Origin of the sequence: Halolactibacillus halophilus (assembly GCF_900115605.1) — a bacterium.
Taxonomy (GTDB): domain Bacteria; phylum Bacillota; class Bacilli; order Bacillales; family Amphibacillaceae; genus Halolactibacillus; species Halolactibacillus halophilus.
Genome location: NZ_FOXC01000047.1, coordinates 1 through 16,555, shown reverse-complemented (window position 1 = coordinate 16,555; position 16,555 = coordinate 1). Strand labels below are relative to the sequence as shown.

Genomic DNA, 16,555 nt, shown 5'->3' with positions numbered 1-16,555 from the left:
ATAGGTTTGCGGCGGTTGGAAAGTAGAAAAACCTATGCTTAGTTGAACGAGCATGGGTCGCCTTTAGGGTGTCCTTACGGAATCCCCTTCCTCAAACATTCGTGAGAATGGTAGGTGGGGGTAGTTCAATGGTTAGGTCTAAGCAGCGCAATTTAACCCACCTATATTCAGTCTGTACAAATCTTTTGTATTGTTAACGTTAAAAAGGCTCTCACACGTGTGAGAGCCTTAAATTTAAAATTTTATATCACTATCACGCATTTACAAACTGATCAACACGCTTCATGACCGCTTGTTCAATCGCATTCAGTTTTGATTTCGTTTCAAGTTCCGCTTCACCTGTAACACCAAAGTAAAACTTCACTTTTGGTTCCGTTCCAGATGGACGAACACAGAACCATGAACCGTCACTTAAGAAGTATTTCAACACATTTGATTTAGGTAAATCAATCATAGAGGTTGTGTTTGTTTTGACAACTTGTCGCTTGCTTGTCTTATAATCTTCAATTGCCGCAACGGCAAACTCATTTACCTCTGTCGGTGGTGTTTCTCTAAAGTCACGAATCAAGGCTTCAATCTTCTCAGAGCCTGTTTTACCTTTTAACGTAAGTGAACGTAATGATTCATAGTAGTAGCCATACTTTTCAAATAAAGCTTCTAGACCTTGATAAAGCGTTTTGTCTTGTTGTTTATAGTACGCAGCAACCTCAGCTGCGAGCATTGCTGCTTGAACGGCATCTTTATCACGCACAAAGTCACCGACTAAATAACCGTAGCTTTCTTCATAGCCGAATAAGAATTCACGTTCATCTGATTCAAAGTTATGAATTTGTTCACCAATAAATTTAAAGCCCGTTAATGTATCAATCGACTGTAGTCCATGATACTCGGCAATATCGCGACCAATTTCACTTGTAACAATCGTTTTAAGTACGGTTAAGTTTTGATTGAATTGATTGGTTTTCTTTTTCGCTTCAATCAAATAATCAAGCATTAAAGCACCAACTTGGTTCCCAGTTAAGACGACAAACTCACCATCATTGTTCTTTGTCGCAACACCCACACGGTCCGCATCCGGATCGGTTCCAATTAAAATATCTGCACCCGTTTCTATCCCTTGTTTAATCGCTAACGTAAACGCTTCGCTTTCTTCAGGGTTTGGTGATTTTACCGTGCTAAACATTGGGTCAGGCAATTCTTGTTCTTTGACAACATCAACATGCATAAAGCCCATATTTTTTAAAGCTTCTCTAACGGGTAAGTTTCCAGTGCCATGAAGCGGTGTATAAATAATCTTCAAATCATCTTGGACAGACTTAATCATCTCTTCGTCTTGAACAATGGCTAACAACGCTTCTTGATACGGGCGGTCAATATTTTCTCCGACTATTTCAATTAATTGTTGTTTCTTAAGTTCTGCTTCACTTCCGACTGAGATGGTTAACTCATTCTCTACCGCATTAACCTCCTCGACGATTTGTTCTGCCTCATCGAGTAAGACTTGGCAACCTTGATCGTTATAAACTTTAAATCCATTATATTCTGGTGGATTGTGACTGGCTGTGACCATAATTCCGCTCACACAGTTCAAGTGACGCACAGCATACGAAAGTTCTGGTGTCGGTCTTAAAGCATCAAAGACATACGCTTTAATGCCATGTGTCGCCAGTACTTTGGCCGCTTCCATTGAAAATTCAGGTGATTTAAAGCGTGAGTCGTAAGCGATCACAACCCCTCGTTTTTTTGCTTCTTCCCCTTTTTTCTTAATGTAGTTACTTAATCCTTGTGCTGCTTTACGAATCGTATAAATATTTAAGCGATTCGTCCCAGGGCCGAGCTCTCCTCGCATCCCACCTGTACCAAACTCAAGATTTTTGTAGAAGCTATCCTCTAACTTCTTCTCATCATCTTTCATGTCATCTAACTGCTGTTTTAATTCTTGGTCAAGCTGTTCGGCTTGTAGCCATTTCTCATAAGCTTGTTTATAGCTCATTTGTTTCGCCCCCTATACAATTGATAGTGTTTATACGCTTTCATTATATCAGAAATATCTGACTTGTGAACAAAAAAACGAAAAGAGTTACCGATAAAGTAATTTCATTATTTTTAACTTTAATGACTATTCCTAAGCTTTTATCAACCCAAGTTGACCTACTTCTGTCGCTTTAAAACTACGACATCAAACTCCCGTTCATTCAACAAAAATCTTTATCTTTGATTTTTTTTAGGGTATTTTTTGGGATTAATTCGACAATCTTTCGAAACAGCCTAGTCAAATAGATGAATATGTTTTAGAATAGACATGTTAAAGACCGAAATATAAGGGAGCGAATGTGGTGACAAATAATCAATTGAAAGATGAAGTAAAAGTATTTAGTTTAAGTTCGAATAAGCCATTAGCTGAGGCCATTGTAAAAGAGCTGGGCATTGACTTAGGAGAATGTACCATCAAAACATTCAGTGATGGTGAAATTCAAATCAACATTGAAGAAACAGTACGTGGATACGATACTTACATCATTCAATCTACAAATGATCCGTCGGATCAGCATTTAATGGAAACGTTAATTATGTTAGATGCATTTAAGCGTGCATCCGCAAAAACAATTAATGTCGTGATGCCTTACTTTGGTTACGCCAGACAAGACAGAAAAACACGTTCACGTGAACCAATTACAGCAAAACTCATTGCGGATTTAATCCATAAAGCTGGTGCGACGCGCGTAATGGCAATGGATTTACATGCGACACAAGTTCAAGGCTTTTTCGATATTCCCGTTGATCACTTAAATGGGCAACCAATTTTAGCTGATTACTTTATTGAGAAAAACTTAGACGATGTCGTTGTTGTCGCACCAGATCACGGCAGCGTTAAACGGGCCCGTTCATTCGCCGACCGATTAAACGTACCGATTGCGATTCTTGACCGCCGAGGACCACGTGACACAGTCACACATGGCCATTTATCTGTCGTAGGTGATGTTGAAAATAAAACATGTATTTTAATTGATGACATCGTCGATACTGGCCGCCGCATCTCCACTGGCGCTGAAGTGTTAATTGAATCAGGCGCTAAAGAAGTTTATGCGACGTGTACCCACGCCGTTTTATCTGGTATTGCTAAGCAAAATATTGACTTATCACCGATTAAAGAACTTGTCGCAACGGATACTATTCATATTTCAGATGACAAGCACTTTAACAAATTGACCATCCTTTCAACCGCCGAGCTCTTTGCCGAAGCGATTCGTCGGGTCCACTTTGAACAGCCTGTCAGTCCATTATTTAATTATTAACATGAACGAGAGAAGGTGTTGCGACATCTTCTCTTTTTTAACCTAAATGTAAGCGTTACCATCATATTTATGACCTCACTTTCTATTAGGTTTTTAAATATATAGTAAAAACAACCATTTTGTTATATATCATTTCTTTACTTTTTCATACTTAGAATCCTTTTTGTTCTTTTTTTTTCGCTTTCATGTTAAAATAATGGTATAACACATTACGAGGAGAGATTACATGGATATAAAACGCCTAATTATTTACCCGCTCTTATTTTTGATTACTCTGGCTCTTGCTACTTTTGGCTTTACTCGCTTTGGTATCGATGGACTTATTTTACCAATGGGGATTACGTTCCTTTACTTCACAATTATTTTCCTGATTGCGACTGCGATTAAAAATAACTCAATTGTCGATATTGGCTGGGGTATGGGCTTTGTAATTGGGAGTTGGGTAACATTGCTCACAACCAATGCACCTACAATACTATCTTATATCGTTGTCGGTTTTATCACTTTCTGGGGCTTACGCCTAAGTATTCGGTTACTAAAGCGTAACTACGGGAAACCAGAAGACTTTCGTTATCGTCAGTGGCGCGAAGAGTGGGGAGACAACGTTGTCCTTATTGCCTTTTTCCGCGTATTTATGGTTCAAGCCATTATTAACTTTGTTGTTGGTTCTGCCGGTTATGCGGTGATTAAATTCAATAGCTTTGATTTTTCTGGCTTCGGTCAATGGCTCGTTTATATCGGTTTAGTAATTGCCCTTACCGGCCTCTTCTTTGAAGTCGTTGGTGATGAACAGTTACGTCAGCACATTAAAAAAGGCACGCGCACGTTACTTCAATCTGGGCTTTGGTCTGTGACCCGTCACCCAAACTATTTCGGTGAAATCCTTATTTGGGTCGGACTTTATATTAGTGGACTATCGATTCTTGTGGCAGGTAATATTCCTGTGATTTATTATGTCGCGCTTGTAATGTCACCAGTGATTATGAGTACCGTCCTAATTAAAATTTCTACACCACTGTTAGAGAAAAATATGGAGAAATATGATGGATGGGAAGACTATAAAAAACGCGTACCAATGATTTTCCCCTGGGGAAAGTAAAGCGCACAGAAATTAAATTAAAATAACTGATGGCTACCACGTGCGGTCATCAGTTTTGTTTATGTCTTTAGCCAGTTTTGAATGTACATGCTCATCTTTTAAATCGTCCATTTTTGCTTGAAAAACATCTAAAGTTCGATATAATAGTATCGTTGCTTAAAAATGCAACACGTGGTTCGCAACCATCCCACGCAAAAAAACTAGCAGGAGGAAAACGATGTTAAAAACAAAATCTTTAGTCAGTAATGCGGTGATCGCGGCACTCTATATCGCGATCTCGTTCGTACTTGAACCACTCACCTTTATGAGTGTACAGTTTAGAGTACCAGAAATGTTTAACCATTTGGTTATCTTTAGTCCCCGGTACTTTTTCGGGATTGTCATGGGGGTGTTTATCACCAATTTGTTTAGCCCGCTTGGCGTCTACGACCTTTTCTTTGGGGTCGGTCATTCGATTATTTCACTTGGTTTGCTGATTCTAATCCGGCGAGCAGTGAAAAATGTAAAAACCTTACTAGTAATCAATACGATGATTTTTACTGTGACGATGGCGATCATTGCGTTTGAGTTAACACTCGCATTAGAATTACCCTTCTGGGCTACTTATTTAACGACCGCCCTTGGTGAATTTGGTGTCATGGCGATTGGGGCACCGATCATGTATGCATTAAATAAATCAATCAATTTTAACAAAATGATCGAAGCATAAGGTTCAGCTTGAGTCCCCTTTAGATTGAACTTCAACAACAGGGATTCAAATAAAAACATCCATCTCAAGTGAGACGGATGTTTTTATTTGATTTTTAATTATAAGACTAAAAAAGAAGCTTCCCTTGGCACAATGTCATTAACGGTCAATATAACGACCGGCAAACGTCATCCTGAGTGCTCCAGGCAAGCTTCTGCTTTCATTATAGATCTGTTTTTACGCTTAGACAAGATAATTGTCGCTGGAAAATAAGACGTTAAACCACTCCCCGGAAAAAATCGTTCTAAGTCTTCTAATCCCTCGTGATACAGTTGACGACAAAGAAGTTGTTAAACAATATCAGCCTAATTTTGTATGACCGGACTTTAAGCACTTAATATTAGGCTAAGAGTCTAGCTTGTAACAGCGTTTAATGATAGTTTGATTAAGCGCCTGCTTGAACTCCCTCACCTAACATTCCGTCTAATATTTGAAGAAGGTGTTTTCTCGACTTAAAACAATTCACAGCACCACTAGACGGATCGACATAACGCTATCTTTGCCGCTAATCGCTGAGATTAGCGTATTTTTCAAAGGACACGTTAGTCATATAGCTATATCTGTAGTATACTTGTATCTAACTACATTCACGAGAACTGAGGTGATTTTCATGTCGATTCAACACTATTCAGCCCTAACAACTGAAGAAATAGTTGCCCTTTATGATTTAAAAGACTTTGCGGTTTTGATTTTTGATGAAACACTGACTTTAACAACCGTTTCCCATACGAACGCAGCGGTTAAAGAATGGCTGTTAAATCACCATTTGTCCTTTCCTATCCATATAAAAGCTATTCTCGAAATAGATGAGATAACTTATAGTGCGATACTCACATCGTTACATAAAAATAAAAAATATACCTTAACAGCACCGACGATTCATGAACAAGGAATGTGGGTCACGATTCAGCTGGAAAGTGTTCAACTGACAAACACTCGCGCGATCGTTGGGACGTTCCACTTTTATCAAGACGTCATGACACTGCAGTCTCTCGCAAAAGAAACGGTTTATAAAGAAGCACCTTATGGCGTGTTTACATTAAATAAAGCTGGTCTGATTATTGATACTAATGCGATGGCGTTTGGACTTTTAAATCATACAAGCCCATCTAATGAAGGGCTACACTTTCTTGATTTTGTCAGTCCTAAAGACCGCTCAAAAGCACTGTCTGCTTTTAAGAAAATCATCACTGGATTTGCGACCGAACTCGAGCTAACCGGTCTAACAAAGGATTTGAAACAAAAACAGCTCTATATCAATGGGATGCCACTAGCGAAGAACGGTGAAGTTTACGGCATTGTAGGTCTATTAAATGACACGACAGAAACATACCGCGTAAAAGAACGGTTACGTCAGTCTGAGGTGGAATACCAATCGTTATTTAAAGAAAACGTCGATGCGGTGATGACTTTTGACTTACAAGGACACTTTACCGCTTTAAATGAAGCAACAACTAATTTATCCGGTTACCACCGAGAAGAACTACTCGGTCGTACCTTTAACTTTCTCATTCAACCAGATTTACTTGAACGCACGCTAATAAACTTCCATGCGACAGCCACTGGGGATTCAATTGAGTACGAAACTACCATTCGAACGAAACAAGGCGCGAGCCTGACATTAAATATTACGCTTATCCCGATGATTGTCGATGATCACATTTACGGAATTAATTGTATTGCGAAAGATTTAAGTGAAAAAAATCGACTAAACCAAGAACTGCGTTATTTCGCTTATCACGATCATTTAACCGGACTTAGAAATCAAATTGCCCTCACGCGTGACATTGACGCACTGATTACGGATGGGACTATTACGTCTTTTGGCTTACTGTTTATTGATTTGGACCGTTTTAAACTGATTAATGATACCCTTGGTCATACAAAAGGTGATGAGCTTCTTAAAAAGATTGCCAAACGCATGCAAACGACCAAAACAGGTGCATTACAGTTTTACCGCTACGGTGGGGATGAGTTTATTATTCTCTATCAAAATGCTTCGATTACATCGATTAAACACTATGCATCTGAATTAATTCAGTTAATGAGCCAGTCTTACGTCATTGATGGCATTGATATCGTCAATACTCCAACCATTGGTATCAGTTTATATCCTGATGATGCTTTAACAGTTGAACAACTTGTTAAAAAGGCTGACCAAGCAATGTATCATGCGAAAAATAATGAACGTGGCACGATTCAGTTTTATCAAACAAATCTGCCGGTACAAATGGATAGTATTTTAGAGGTTGAATCAGCCTTACGTAAAGCGATAGAACAAGAAGAATTCATCCTACACTATCAACCACAAATCGAAACAAAAACCGGACGTATTCATGGCGCTGAAGCACTGATTCGCTGGGAATCACCGACGCGAGGATTGGTTCCACCTAATGTGTTTATTCCACTCGCAGAAGAAACCGGGCTGATTATTCCGATTGGAGAATGGGTTATTGAAGAAGTGGCGCGCACGATTCGTTCAATGAAAAAGCAAGGACTTGAGCTTCCAATTAGTATTAACTTATCCATCCGTCAATTTTATCAGCGTGACCTTGTTGAGCGAATTGAAATGATTTTAACTCGTTATGATATTGATCCGTCACTCATCACGATTGAAATCACTGAATCGATGGCAATGGACGCAGCTAAAGCACTCGTGATCTTAAAAGAATTGAAGGCTCTTGGCGTCAAGTTAGCGATTGATGACTTTGGCACCGGCTACAGTTCACTTAATTATTTAAAACAGTTTCCGATTGACTATTTAAAGATTGATCAGTCATTTATCTTTGATATTTTAGATGATCGTGCTATTACTGACTCGATTATTTTACTCGGCCACCGCCTGAATATGTCGCTCGTTGCTGAGGGTGTTGAGACAAAGGCTCACGTAGAGTTATTGCGCGAGATGAATTGTGATATCTTACAAGGTTATTACTTTAGTAAACCCATATCAAAAGAAGCTCTCATTGATTTTTTAACTTCTTTCGATCAAACAGAACACTGAAATCCAATTCATTTGATTAGATAGTATTGAACCCTACAGGTGACTTCGGCTCAAACAATATGATATCTCAAATGAAAATAACAAAAAAAAGCGTACCAGCGACTTTGCCGCGGTACGTTTTTTCATTGTTAGAAATCACTCAAAATAATCACTCAACTCTTCTTTTAATTGACGCATCCCTTCATCACTTAAAATAACTTTTCCATCAAAGAAGACATGATTGTCTTCACTGACTTCACCTGTAATCATACATTGTTTCGTTGGTTTATATTTACTTAAGATCACGCGTTCACCGTCAATAAATATTTCTAATGGATCTTTTGGCTCGATATCTAACGACCGTCTTAATTCTTTCGGTAAGACAATCCGACCTAAGTGGTCTGTCTTACGAACAATTCCCGTACTTTTCACATTAATCACTCCTTATAATTTGTTTGATTTTCATATGTTTGAGCATTTTTAACAATGTTTACAGTTAGTTTTTCCCTTTTCAACATTTTTAAAACCTTTATCTCAAATTTAAGATAATTTTTCTTTTTCTTCTTCCTCCTCACTTTCCTCTGCATTCCCCTTGCTAACAGTCTTTCTATCTCTTGAGAACTAGAAAAGTCTATGTTATAGTATTTATGAACACGTTCATAAAATAAACATGTTTTTTAAGGGGTGACTGCTGAATGGATAAAAAAGCACTACAACGAAAACGGATGTGGCAATATTTCATTGATGCAGCGGTGGATATTATTGAAGAAGACGGATTAGAAGCATTAACAATTCGAAAAGTAGCTGATTTAGCTGGTTATACTTCTTCAACAGCTTATAATTACTTTGATGATTTAAGTCATATGAAGTTTTTTGCGGCACTAAAATTTACCAAACCATATATTGATGATATTCCTAACTACATTCATAAACAAGAATCGAACTTAAAACAGTGGCTTGGGTTATGGGAATGTTTTTTAAAACATAGTTTTCAAGACCCACACATTTACTACATGGTCTTTATTGAAGATTTAGGTGGTACCGCCAAAGATTTATTTAAAAAGTATTATGCGATGTACCCGGAAGAACTTGTCGATGTCCCTGGCGAATTAAAAAACATTCTTCAAGAAGAGAGTTTTTCTAAACGCAGTGCTGACTTTTTATCAAGCAGTGTGTCAGAAGGTTATCTGATAGAAGGTGACCTAGAGGACCTGACTGAGATCACCCATATGATCTATGTAGGCGCGCTTGTCCATTATTTAAATCACCGACGTAGTTGGACGAAAGATGAGGCCATTTCATATGTATATAGCGAAGTCAAAAATGTTGTCATGCGTTATGTCGCACCCGATAAGCGAGAAGCCTTTCAATAACAGTGCTTTTTATAAGTCTGAGTAACTATAAAAAATAAATATAGAAAAAAAGGATGAGTGAGATCGTTTTTAACATACAAGATTCAAACACACGACGAGTAAAGACAGACTTTGACCGTAAGGTCAAAAAAATGACGCACGTCAAAATCCCGATGCCTGATGGCAAAACATTACGGGCTCATATTTGGTTACCAGAAGATGCATTAGAACATCCCGTACCAGCCTTACTAGAATACTTACCGTACCGTAAGAATGATTTTACTGCGATTCGCGACTCGGCACGCCACCCTTATTTTGCTGGTCACGGTTATGCGAGCATTCGGGTGGATATTCGTGGTTCAGGTGACTCTGACGGAATCCTACTCGATGAATACTTAAAACAAGAACAAGACGACGCCTTATCTGTTATCGACTGGATTTGTGATCAACCCTGGTCTACTGGTCGGGTTGGGATGTTTGGTAAGTCTTGGGGTGGATTTAATAGTCTACAAGTGGCTGCCCGTGAACACCCGGCCTTACAAGCAATTATGACACTCTGTTCAACCGATGACCGTTACCAGGATGATGTCCATTATCGCGGGGGGAATATTTTAGCTTCTGATATGTTGTGGTGGGCATCGACGATGTTCACCTATAATGCCAGACCACAAGACCCAGCTGTTGTCGGAGACACGTGGCGCGATAACTGGTTAGAACGAGTGACAGACACCCCTCCTTTTGCGATTGAATGGTTGTCTCATCAACGACGTGACGACTACTGGAAACATGGGTCAATCAATGAAGATTACAGTAAAGTAAGTATTCCAGTCTTTGCGGTCGGAGGTTGGCAAGATGCGTATACCGATGCCATCTTTAGAATGATGGAACATTTACCAAACGCCAAAGGCTTAATCGGCCCGTGGGCCCATGAATACCCAGAAGTCGCTACACCAGAACCAACAATTGGCTTCCTTCAAGAAGCTATTCGCTTCTTTGACCACTGGCTAAAAGATACGGATACTGGTATGTATGACGAACCAAAATTCCAAGCCTGGATTCAAGAACCAGAAAAACCACGAGTAACTTATGACGTGCGACCAGGTCGTTGGATTGGCATGGATCACTGGCCAAGTAACGACGTGACGAGTGAAAAATGGTACCCAAGTGGCCAAGCACTTAGTAAAGAAAGTCACGAAGAAACAATCCTGATTCCAAGTGTTCAAGAACACGGATTTTATGCCGGGACATTTTGTCCATTCGGTCAACCTGGTGACTTACCCGCAGACCAACGACTCGAGAACGGTAAAGCGGTCGTCTTTACCTCTAAACCTCTTCAAGAAGATGTTGATTATTTCGGTGAACCCGTCTTTCATGCGCGTCTATCTGCTGATGCGGACAATGCGATGGTCGTTGTTCGTTTGATGGATAAAGCACCAACGGGTGAATCGACGTTAATCAGTTGGGGCATGTTAAACCTTAATCACTATAAATCACATGAACATCCAGAAGCACTTGTGCCTGGTGACATATATGATGTAAAAGTAAAGCTTGATAGCCTTGGTCAAAAACTAACCAAAGGTCACCGGTTAGAAGTGGCCATTGCGCCGACCTACTGGACGAAAGCTTGGCCATCACCAACACCGGTTAATTTAACACTATATACAGATGAAAAGACATACCTTGATCTCCCGGTTAGACAGCCAAATAAACGTGATCAGGACGTTCGTGTCTTTGACATTGCAGAAACAGCCCCTATTATAGAACGTGACGTCATCCGACAAGAAGAGCGCTCACTTGATATTGTTCACGCGCCCATTGATTCAACGTGGCAAATCATTGATTACTCTGATGAAGGTAGTCGTAAATTGAAACATAACGGGATTGAACACGGCAGTATTAACAAAAACGTCTATACAATCAAAGAAAATGATCCCCTCTCAGCTACGGCTGAATGTTTCTGGGAATTAACGGTTGGAAGAGACACGTGGCAGACGAAAGTTAAAACGTATAGTAAAATGACGTCAGATCAGAATAACTTTTATTTAAGGCACACAATTACAGCTTATGAAAATGATCAAGAAGTTGCCTCAAACCAGTGGAAAAACACGATTCCACGTGACTTTAATTAAGATAAAAACCGCTAAAGTGAGTCAGACTCACTTTAGCGGTTTTTCAATTAGGTTGAAGCTTAATATTAACGGAAATTATATTTTGTTACAATTGGTGTACGGTCTTGTGCTTGGTCGTTATAATATTCATACAAGCATGTGCCAAGGAATGAACCTGCAACGTTTACTACATTGTCATAGCCAAGGTTTTTAAGAGCTTGGACCATATTGTAAGAACGTTGACCTGAACGACAGTGGATATAAACAGGCGCATCTGTTGGAATTTCATCAAGACGATCACGGAACTGGCTTAATGGAATATTAACGGCATTGGTAAAGTGACCCTGTTTAAATTCACCTGGTTCACGTGCATCAATAATATGTGCATGTGATTCAACAAGTTCACGCATCTCAGATACATGTACTTGCTTAAGCACACCATTTAGGACATTTAAGCCATTAAGTGCTGCCATGTTGACAACATCTTTAGCTGTACCAAACACTGGTGAGTAACATAGTTCAAGTTCTTTTAAATCTTCTAACGTTGCATTCATCATAATCATTGAAGCGATCACGTCAATACGTTTGTCAACATTACCGCGACCAATCGCTTGCGCTCCTAAGACCCGACCCGTTGGCTTTTCAAAGATTAACTTGAAGTAAACTGGATTACTGTTCGGCATGATACCAACTTTATCTGTTGGAATGACGTAGCTAAAGTCATAATCAAACCCTTGTGCTTCAGCAAGACGAACATTTAGGCCAGTTGAAGCAGCGTTCATTTCAAAGACTTGGATGGCACTTGATCCGATGACACCTGTGTTACGGTGTGGGATGTTGTACATATGATCAGCCGCCGCACGTGCTTGACGCTGCGCAGGACCTGCAAGTGCTAAACGCGTCTTTTGACCTGTCAGTTTGTGATGGACTTCAATCGCATCACCAACCGCGTAAATATCTTTATCTGAAGTGACATAGTTGTGATCAACTTTGATACCACCAGTCACACCAATTTCAAGATCCGCTTCTTTTGCGAGGGTTGTCTCTGGACGAACACCAATCGCCATGATGACTGCTTGTGCTTTAATTGTCTTACCTGATTGTAATACGATATGGTCATCTTTAACTGACTCAATACCATCACTTAAAACAAGACCCATGCCCTTATCTACCATTTCTTTATGCAGAATCTGAACCATATCATAATCAAATGGTGCCATAACCTGATTTTGTGCTTCAACAAGGGTCACATTTTTACCAGCATGAACTAAGTTTTCAGCCACTTCAATTCCGATAAAGCCTCCACCAATCACGACGACATCCTCTACTGGTTCTTTTGATACGAATGTATTTAGTTTTTCAATATCAACAACATTACGAACACTAAAAACATGTGGTGCATTAATGCCATCAAGTGGTGGCATAATTGGGTTTGCTCCTGGAGATAAGACAAGCTTATCGTAAGCTTCATCATATGTTTCATCCGTTTCTAAATTTTTAACCGTAATCGTTTTTTCATCTTTATTAACTTTCACAACTACCGTTCTAACACGTGCTTCAATCTTATATTGTTTACGGAAGACATCTGGATTCATTAATACAAGTGTTTCACTGTTTTCAATTTCCCCACTTAAGTGATACGGCAAGGCACAGTTTGAGAAGGATACGTGTGGTCCACGCTCAAACATAATGACCTCTGCTTGTTCATCTAAACGGCGGACACGCGCAGCAACAGATGCCCCACCTGCGACACCGCCAACAACTAAAATTCTTTTACCCATAATTTCTTTCCCCTTTCGACTGTTGAGACTGATATATTTTTTGATAATCTATATTAGTGATTTTCTTCACAATGAACATTATACCACTAGGGGTATGTCGAGTCAAGAGCGAAATTAGAAATTCTCTGCACAATATACTTCCACAAATTAAAAACGCACACAACTTATTATGTGTACGTTTTACCTATTAAATAATTTGAAAGCTTACCCACGTATCAAATGTGTCATGGGCAGGTACTTCAATTAAATTTTCTTGTTTATTCATTTCACCATTTTTTCTCGTCCACGGTTCCACACAGACAAAGTGTTGATCTTGTTCTGTCCAAAGCACCGTATAATGGAAAGCATCATCCATTTCCATATTGATCGATTGATGATCAATGGTTGCTTTAACTTGTGTATGTGTATTTTCTAAACGGACCGCTTCTTTTAAATTGTTTAAATCAATTTGACCGGTAAAGGCCTTTTCTTCTTCATCGTTGTAATCATAATATGTTTTTGTTGGAATATCTAAACCAACCACTTTTTTATCTGACTTAAAGTATGGATGAAGACCAGGATAAATGGGCATCGGTATAGCAGATAAATTTTCATAAGACTGGTGAATGAGTAACTGATCGCCACGCAGTGTATAAGTGAAAATCACTTTAAAATCAAACGGGTAGACTGCTTTGGTACTTAAACTGCTTCGAAATAGCACTGAAATAAAGGCATGGTCCTCATCACTATATGTTTCAAGGACTTCCCACGGATGAATTCTTGCGAGGCCATGGTTTGGCATATCATAATGCTTCCCGTCCCATTGATATTGTTTATCTTCAAGTTGGCCAGAAATGGGGAATAGGACTGGAATACCCCCACGGACATTTTTCTTACGGTCAAATAATGTCGCTTCATTTAAATAAAGTCGTTCTTCATTATTTGTCCCGTACCCGGTAATAATGCCACCACGTTCTGGACAAACTGTAATCCAACTGTTGCCGGTTGGGTGCTTTAATTGATACATCGTAAACATTTCTTGCTCAAATCGGTCAATCGTATACATTGTAAAATCGCCCCTCGCATTGATTAATTAAATGAACACGTTGCGCTCTCTTTTTACACAACATTTACATTATAGCAGAACGTTTTAAAAAAATCGTTGTTTTCAGATAATTTATTTGCTTTTAAGTGAAAAAATTCACAAAGTTGTGACAAGCCGTGCTGGGTAATCAAAAAAAGTTAGGCATTTCTATTAACCATTCATCCATTGGCATGAGCCGTTGACCGGAAGAACCAAAGGATTATGCTTATCTTTTGGGATCTTTCGACCAACAAACCATTCCTTTAAATCTATCACATAAATCCAGCGAACTAGTTCATCATGTAGCGAATCGGTGAGCCCGGTCCAAGATCCCAACCAAATAACAACCACACGACAAGCATCACGATCCAACCGAGTGTAAAGAAGATAGTGTATGGGAACATCGTTGAAATCAAAGTTCCGATCCCCATTTTCTTATTATACTTTTGCATAATCACGATGATCATCGCAAAGTAAGGCATCAGTGGTGAAATGATGTTACTCGTTGAATCAGCAACCCGGTAAGCCATCTGAGTTAGTTCAGGTGAGTAACCTTGTTGCATCATAATTGGAACAAATACCGGTGCCATCATCGCCCATTTTGCTGATGCCGAACCGATAAAAAGATTAATAAATCCTGAAATAAGAATAAACAATAGAATCAAGACGATTCCACCTAATTTAACGGAGTCTAAAAATTCAGCCCCGGCAACACCAATAAGTAAACCTAAGTTTGACTCGGTAAAATAACTAACAAACTGACCGGCTGTAAAGGCAAGAACGATAAACATTCCCATTGAAGCCATCGTATCAGACAGCTTATTAGCCATGTCGGTATCATTGTTAATTTCTTTTGTCACTTTCCCATACACAAGTCCTGGGATAAAGAACATAATCATAATGATCGGTACGAGTGATGACATAAACGGAGATGAAATCACCCCACCATCATCCGCTCGTAATAATCCGTTAGACGGGACAACGAGTAAGGCAATGGCAATCACTGTCAGCAGTAAACTTAAGCCGCTGTAGCGTAAGCCTTTTTTCTCTAGACTTGATAGCTCGGTTAAATCATCTTTATTAACACTACCTTTATAAGTGCCTAGGCGTGGTTCCACGATAAGTTCGGTGACTAACGCACCAACAACTGTTAATAGGAACACTGACGCAATGACAAAGTAGTAATTCATCGCCACATTCATATTATCCGCATAAGCAGGATCAATAATCGCTGCGGCTGAAATGGTCATTTCTGCAAGCATTGGGTCAAGTGATGTTAATAGAAGATTGGCACTAAAACCGGCCGATACACCCGCAAAGGCAGCTGCAATACCGGCAATTGGGTGACGCCCAAGCGCAACAAAAATCACTGCACCAAGTGGTGGTAAAACAACATAACCTGCATCTGAAGCGAGTGAAGACATGATTCCGGCGAAGACTAAACCAGCAGTAATGAGTGGCTTCGGAATCGATAAAACAAACCCGCGTAAAGCTGCTGAAATCAAGCCACTGCGCTCAGCGAGCCCAATCCCCAACATACTCGCAAGAACAACACCTAGCGGTGCAAAATTAATAAAGTTATCCACCATTGCGGTAAAGATATATTGAACACCTTCACGACTTAACAGGTTTTTTGCCTCAATCATTTCTCCTGGATTCCCTGGGTGCTCAACGCTAACGCCTGTTGCCGCAACAATCGCTGAAGCAACTAAAACAACGAGTGACAAAATCGCAAACAGAGTCACCGGATGTGGTAAGCGGTTCCCGGTTGTTTCAATCATGTCTAGAAATCGTTGAAACAGACCTTTTTTCTTTTCTGACATACATAAAACGTCCCTTCAAAGTTAAATTAATATAATTTTTAGATAATTCACGACATTACTTTTACAATCGCAATAGTGTCCATTATAGCTATCCATTTTCCATTTGAAAAGGACCTTGTCAATAGTTCAAATCTTAAAAAAATTCTCGTTATTCTGACAAGCCATCATCACATTAACATAGACCATCAACCAAAAAAAGAGTAGCGTCGGGAGTTTGACACTTCATTTCTTTAAAAGCACTCTTAAGCCTTGATATGGCTTATTTTTTATGTCAAATTTCGACTTTAATTATTGAGTACTAT

Annotated in this window: 11 protein-coding genes and 1 riboswitch; of the genes, 6 read left to right on the top strand and 5 right to left on the bottom strand. The window is 39.4% G+C overall.

Annotated elements, in window-relative coordinates; genetic code table 11:
* Positions 1–253: 253 nt before the first annotated feature.
* Complete coding sequence (locus BM098_RS12055) at positions 254–1,993, bottom strand: phospho-sugar mutase (protein WP_089833699.1); 1,740 nt, start codon at positions 1,991–1,993, stop codon at positions 254–256.
* 343 nt (positions 1,994–2,336) lie between these two features.
* Here BM098_RS12055 and BM098_RS12050 point away from each other — a divergent pair, with 343 nt between their 5' ends.
* The 4 genes from BM098_RS12050 (at position 2,337) to BM098_RS12035 (ending at position 8,147) form a co-directional block, all read left to right on the top strand.
* The gene (locus BM098_RS12050; RefSeq protein WP_089833697.1) at positions 2,337–3,296 is read left to right on the top strand and encodes a ribose-phosphate diphosphokinase; all 960 of its coding nucleotides are present in this window, start codon (positions 2,337–2,339) and stop codon (positions 3,294–3,296) included.
* 226 nt (positions 3,297–3,522) lie between these two features.
* The gene (locus tag BM098_RS12045; RefSeq protein WP_089833695.1) at positions 3,523–4,395 is read left to right on the top strand and encodes a DUF1295 domain-containing protein; all 873 of its coding nucleotides are present in this window, start codon (positions 3,523–3,525) and stop codon (positions 4,393–4,395) included.
* A gap of 165 nt (positions 4,396–4,560) precedes the next feature.
* Positions 4,561–4,605: riboswitch (PreQ1 riboswitch) on the top strand.
* Between the two features lie 7 nt (positions 4,606–4,612).
* The gene (locus BM098_RS12040) at positions 4,613–5,104 is read left to right on the top strand and encodes a QueT transporter family protein (RefSeq protein ID WP_089833693.1); all 492 of its coding nucleotides are present in this window, start codon (positions 4,613–4,615) and stop codon (positions 5,102–5,104) included.
* Positions 5,105–5,753: 649 nt separating this feature from the next.
* Positions 5,754–8,147 (top strand): sensor domain-containing protein, encoded by a 2,394-nt coding sequence (locus BM098_RS12035; protein ID WP_089833691.1) that lies wholly within the window; start codon positions 5,754–5,756, stop codon positions 8,145–8,147.
* A gap of 135 nt (positions 8,148–8,282) precedes the next feature.
* Here the strand turns inward: BM098_RS12035 and BM098_RS12030 are convergent, their stop codons facing one another.
* Positions 8,283–8,558 (bottom strand): AbrB/MazE/SpoVT family DNA-binding domain-containing protein, encoded by a 276-nt coding sequence (locus BM098_RS12030; RefSeq protein WP_089833689.1) that lies wholly within the window; start codon positions 8,556–8,558, stop codon positions 8,283–8,285.
* A gap of 263 nt (positions 8,559–8,821) precedes the next feature.
* On the opposite strand from BM098_RS12030, the gene BM098_RS12025 reads away from it, so the two are divergent.
* Positions 8,822–9,499, top strand: coding sequence for a TetR/AcrR family transcriptional regulator (locus BM098_RS12025; RefSeq protein WP_089833687.1), 678 nt, complete (start codon positions 8,822–8,824; stop codon positions 9,497–9,499).
* A 53-nt stretch (positions 9,500–9,552) separates the two neighbouring features.
* A complete protein-coding gene (locus BM098_RS12020) occupies positions 9,553–11,607 on the top strand; it encodes a CocE/NonD family hydrolase (RefSeq protein WP_327058549.1) in 2,055 nt (684 codons plus the stop codon).
* A gap of 65 nt (positions 11,608–11,672) precedes the next feature.
* On the opposite strand, the gene BM098_RS12015 is transcribed toward BM098_RS12020, so the two are convergent.
* From BM098_RS12015 to BM098_RS12005, 3 genes are all read right to left on the bottom strand, one after another.
* Complete coding sequence (locus BM098_RS12015; RefSeq protein WP_089833685.1) at positions 11,673–13,367, bottom strand: FAD-dependent oxidoreductase; 1,695 nt, start codon at positions 13,365–13,367, stop codon at positions 11,673–11,675.
* A 187-nt stretch (positions 13,368–13,554) separates the two neighbouring features.
* Entirely contained in the window at positions 13,555–14,412 is an 858-nt protein-coding gene (locus tag BM098_RS12010; protein ID WP_089833683.1) for an aldose epimerase family protein, read from the bottom strand.
* Between the two features lie 308 nt (positions 14,413–14,720).
* The gene (locus tag BM098_RS12005) at positions 14,721–16,253 is read right to left on the bottom strand and encodes an AbgT family transporter (RefSeq protein ID WP_089833681.1); all 1,533 of its coding nucleotides are present in this window, start codon (positions 16,251–16,253) and stop codon (positions 14,721–14,723) included.
* Positions 16,254–16,555: the final 302 nt, after the last annotated feature.

What these genes read in the sequence shown, in the direction of transcription:
- BM098_RS12055 (WP_089833699.1), bottom strand. Translation starts at nt 1,993, where the DNA reads ATGAGCTATAAACAAGCTTATGAGAAATGGCTACAAGCCGAACAGCTT.
- BM098_RS12045 (WP_089833695.1), top strand. Translation starts at nt 3,523, where the DNA reads ATGGATATAAAACGCCTAATTATTTACCCGCTCTTATTTTTGATTACT.
- BM098_RS12040 (WP_089833693.1), top strand. Translation starts at nt 4,613, where the DNA reads ATGTTAAAAACAAAATCTTTAGTCAGTAATGCGGTGATCGCGGCACTC.
- BM098_RS12035 (WP_089833691.1), top strand. Translation starts at nt 5,754, where the DNA reads ATGTCGATTCAACACTATTCAGCCCTAACAACTGAAGAAATAGTTGCC.
- BM098_RS12025 (WP_089833687.1), top strand. Translation starts at nt 8,822, where the DNA reads ATGGATAAAAAAGCACTACAACGAAAACGGATGTGGCAATATTTCATT.
- BM098_RS12020 (WP_327058549.1), top strand. Translation starts at nt 9,553, where the DNA reads ATGAGTGAGATCGTTTTTAACATACAAGATTCAAACACACGACGAGTA.
- BM098_RS12015 (WP_089833685.1), bottom strand. Translation starts at nt 13,367, where the DNA reads ATGGGTAAAAGAATTTTAGTTGTTGGCGGTGTCGCAGGTGGGGCATCT.
- BM098_RS12010 (WP_089833683.1), bottom strand. Translation starts at nt 14,412, where the DNA reads ATGTATACGATTGACCGATTTGAGCAAGAAATGTTTACGATGTATCAA.
- BM098_RS12005 (WP_089833681.1), bottom strand. Translation starts at nt 16,253, where the DNA reads ATGTCAGAAAAGAAAAAAGGTCTGTTTCAACGATTTCTAGACATGATT.